Genomic DNA, 3605 nt, shown 5'->3' on the forward strand with positions numbered 1-3605 from the left:
ATATTTTCACGAACGAAAACGAACGCTTCGGCGAATTTTGGGATATACTAGAGCAGTATAGATGGGAGGATAATGTGAAGGGGATCGGTATTATGATAATCAGCATCAGTCTGGCTGTTCTCTTGTTTGCATGGCTTGCGATCGTGCTTCTCGGGCGCGTATTTCCGATGTATCGGAAGAAGTCCGTCCGTATCGGCTGTGGCGCAGTCGCACTTGCTTCACTGGTGCTTCTCTATGTGTCGCGCTATGTACCTGTCGGCACGATTCCCGAACCGCTCCTGAAAGGGAGCTTCTGGCTTCTTGCCGCGCCGTTTGTGCTCCTCGTCGCTCTGCCTGCCGTGTACGCGCTCTTTCGTATCATGCGCGTAAAGCCGAGCGCAAAAGACGATTCGCGCAGGGCGTTTATCAAAGGAGTAGGTATCGCGGTGCCTGCGCTCTGCTACGGGTCGGTAGGGTACGGCGTGTTTGACAAGGCAGGCGACCTTGCCGTCAATCGGTATGCGATAGCGGTGCGGGATCTGCCGACAGACCTTGCAGGGCTTCGTATCGCACAGCTATCCGACGTGCATCTCGGCGTATTCGTTTCGCTCGAGAAGCTCGATGAGATGCTCCGTCTGACGGAAGCGGAACGCCCCGATATGCTCGTTATCACGGGCGACTTCATCGACGGTGTTGACTGGACAGAAGAAGCGATGGCACGTGTGGCACATCTTGCGGAAAAACTGCCGTACGGGGCGTATTTTTGCTGGGGCAATCACGAATATCTGCGCGACAAAGACCGTATCGCACGTGCGCTCGATGCGTATGGTGTGCGTGCGCTCAAAAATGAGGCTGTCTGTGTGACGAACGGCGCGCGGCCGCTCTGGCTTCTCGGTGTCGATTATCCGTGGGCGCGCGACCTTATGATACGCGAGGGCGACCGTGAACGCATGATGGCAGAGGCAATGGCAGACGTGCCGTCCGATGCGGTGAAGGTGCTTCTGGCGCATCATTCGGACTTTATCGAGCAGGGCGTGAAGTACGGCGTTGACTTGACACTGACAGGGCATACGCACGGCGGTCAGTTCGCGCTTGGGCAGACGGCACTTCTTCCCGTGCAGTACCGATATATGCGCGGATTCTACGGCGCGGACGGTGCGCTCGGCATTGTTGCGGGCGGTAAGGAAGATGCTCCGATGAGGGTGGGGCATGGTCAGCCGATCGGCTACGTCAACTCGGGCGCAGGGAGCTGGTTTCCGCTTCGGCTCGGTTGTCCGCCGGAGGTCGCAATATTTACTCTCGTAAGAAATGAGGATTCTTGATATGACAGAAACGTTTAGTAGCAGAACAGCACTTCTCCTCGGACAAGACGGCGTGACAAAGCTTGCCAAAAGCACCGTCATGGTGTTCGGCATCGGCGGTGTCGGCTCATATGCGGTCGAAGGCTTGGCGCGTGCAGGTGTCGGCAATCTCATTCTCGTCGATCCCGAAACGATCAGCCTGTCGAACGTCAATCGGCAGATACACTCGCTCCGCTCGACCATCGGTCAGTACAAGGTCGATGCGATGAAAGTGCGTATCGCCGACATCTCGCCCGAAACAGTCGTAGAAACGGTGCGCCTCTTTTACTCGCCCGAAACAGTAGACGAACTGATGATGTGGGCACGTCAGGCAGACTATCTCATTGACGCCATCGACACCGTATCGGCGAAGATAGACCTTGCCGTACGCGCGCACGAGATGGGTATCCCGCTCATCAGCGCGATGGGCGCAGGCAACAAGCTCGACCCCACGCGGTTCGAAGTCGTCGACCTTGCCAAAACGAGCGTCTGTCCGCTCGCTCGCGTCATGCGCCGTGAACTGAAAAAACGCGGCGTCGATCATCTCCGCGTCGTCTACTCGAAAGAAGAACCTATAAGAACGGGTGCTCCGCGCGACAGCGAGTCGGGCAAAGCTTCTCCCGGCAGTATCTCGTTCGTGCCGAGCGTCGTCGGACTGATCCTCGCAGGAGAAGTCATTCGTCATATCAGCGGAAGATAAACGAAATAGAAGATAGTAGGCATAAAAAGAGCCACCTTCACAAGTGCGTGAGGGTGGCTTTCGGTTTGTCGTATCGAGGGAAATAGAAACCGCCTTATCACAACTGCGTGACGAGGCGGTCTTCGTTTATCTGGCATTCAAGATGAGCTGTAATCCGACGATTATTTGTGCGAGCGTCAGCAGATTCATGATAGACGTCGGCTTTGTTTTTTTCGAGATGCGCGCGCCGAGCTGTGCGCCGATGACGGCACCGATCCCGATGGCGAGTGCAGGCACGAGAAGCACATGACCGAGCGCGAAATGGCTGACGACACCGACGAGCGCACTGACCGCAAGGACGAACGTACTCGTTGCCGCCGCCACATGGGCAGGGAAACCGAGCGCGTATATCATCGTCGGCACGTGAATGACACCACCGCCGATACCGAGCACGCTCGATAAGAAGCCTGCGCCGACCGAGGCGAACATACCGAGCGGGCGGTTATACGTGAACGTCTTGGGATCGAAATCGTGAACAGGCACGAGCTTTGTTCTGCGATATGCGAGGAAGATCGCCGTCGCGATCATAAAACAGCCGAACACCGTGCGGAACGTATCGCCCGTGAAAAAGTGCGCCACATAACTGCCGATGAGCGCACTCGGCACCGTACAGAGAGCGAACCGAATCGCCGCATCGTAGTACACCTTCTTCTGGCGAACGTAGGCGAGCGTCCCCGACAGCGCGTTGAAAAACACCACGCATAAGCTTGTCGCCACCACATTCTGCGCCGACCAGCCGAACACAAGAAGGAAAACAGGTATCAAAATAATTCCTCCGCCAAGCCCGACCAGCGTACCGAACGTGCCCGTCGCAATGCCCAGCAGAAGATATAAGAGGATCGTAAGCATACATTGACTTCCTTTCATAGGGAAGGATTCGTTATTGATTAGTATACCCCCGTCGAGAGGCCGGATGCAAGAGGAGGGGCGGACTTAGTTACATCAGAACGTGTCACCCGGATGTAGCGGTTGGTAGACTGCCTGACGGAGTGGAGACAGATATTGCTCTTTGAAATAGAAGTATTGACAAAATTCGTTTTGTGAGGTGTAAAAAGAGCAGGAAAACCGCGAAGAAGAGGTGTTATCAGGCATACCATAATCGGACGGCAGATCGAAGGAAAAGGTGTAATACCGTGATTCATTTGCACGAAGGTGTATTGGTTCACGGTAGGAGAAAAAATGTTTCACAAGTTTTTCTGTGGAAAATGATGTGAGATAATTCCAGTAAAAAGAAGTGTACTTCAAATAACAAGATTTGTTATTGTTGTTATGCACTTTGAAGAAGCAATGAACTTTGCCGTCTTTTATGTAATAAAAGATGTTTTTGCGGAGGGGTCTGACAGTATTTTGCGCGGATATATCGAGTTGTTTCGGCGCATGATATATGGCACGGTATGCTATTTCTATATCGTAATCGACAAAGGGTTTCATATATTGTTTGTCATCTAAGATTGCAGAAAGGGTGTAGGAATTAGAGGGGATACGACCATAGGTGGATTCAAAATCAGTAAAAAAGAGGTAAGTGATCGTTTTTTGAGAATAAGGAG

Annotated in this window: 4 protein-coding genes; 2 read left to right on the plus strand and 2 right to left on the minus strand. The window is 53.3% G+C overall.

Features of this window, described 5'->3' with window-relative positions:
- On the plus strand, positions 1-1301 hold a 1301-nt coding region (locus IJN28_01865; GenBank protein MBQ6712521.1), incomplete at its 5' end, for a metallophosphoesterase.
- A 1-nt stretch (position 1302) separates the two neighbouring features.
- Positions 1303-2019 (plus strand): tRNA threonylcarbamoyladenosine dehydratase, encoded by a 717-nt coding sequence (locus IJN28_01870; protein ID MBQ6712522.1) that lies wholly within the window; start codon positions 1303-1305, stop codon positions 2017-2019.
- 126 nt (positions 2020-2145) lie between these two features.
- On the opposite strand, the gene IJN28_01875 is transcribed toward IJN28_01870, so the two are convergent.
- Together IJN28_01875 and IJN28_01880 are read right to left on the minus strand one after the other, a co-directional pair.
- Entirely contained in the window at positions 2146-2907 is a 762-nt protein-coding gene (locus IJN28_01875) for a sulfite exporter TauE/SafE family protein (GenBank protein MBQ6712523.1), read from the minus strand.
- Between the two features lie 93 nt (positions 2908-3000).
- On the minus strand, positions 3001-3605 hold a 605-nt coding region (locus tag IJN28_01880), incomplete at its 5' end, for a hypothetical protein (protein MBQ6712524.1).

It is taken from the genome of Selenomonadales bacterium (assembly GCA_017442105.1).
In the GTDB taxonomy this organism is placed as follows: Bacteria; Bacillota; Negativicutes; order RGIG982; family RGIG982; genus RGIG982.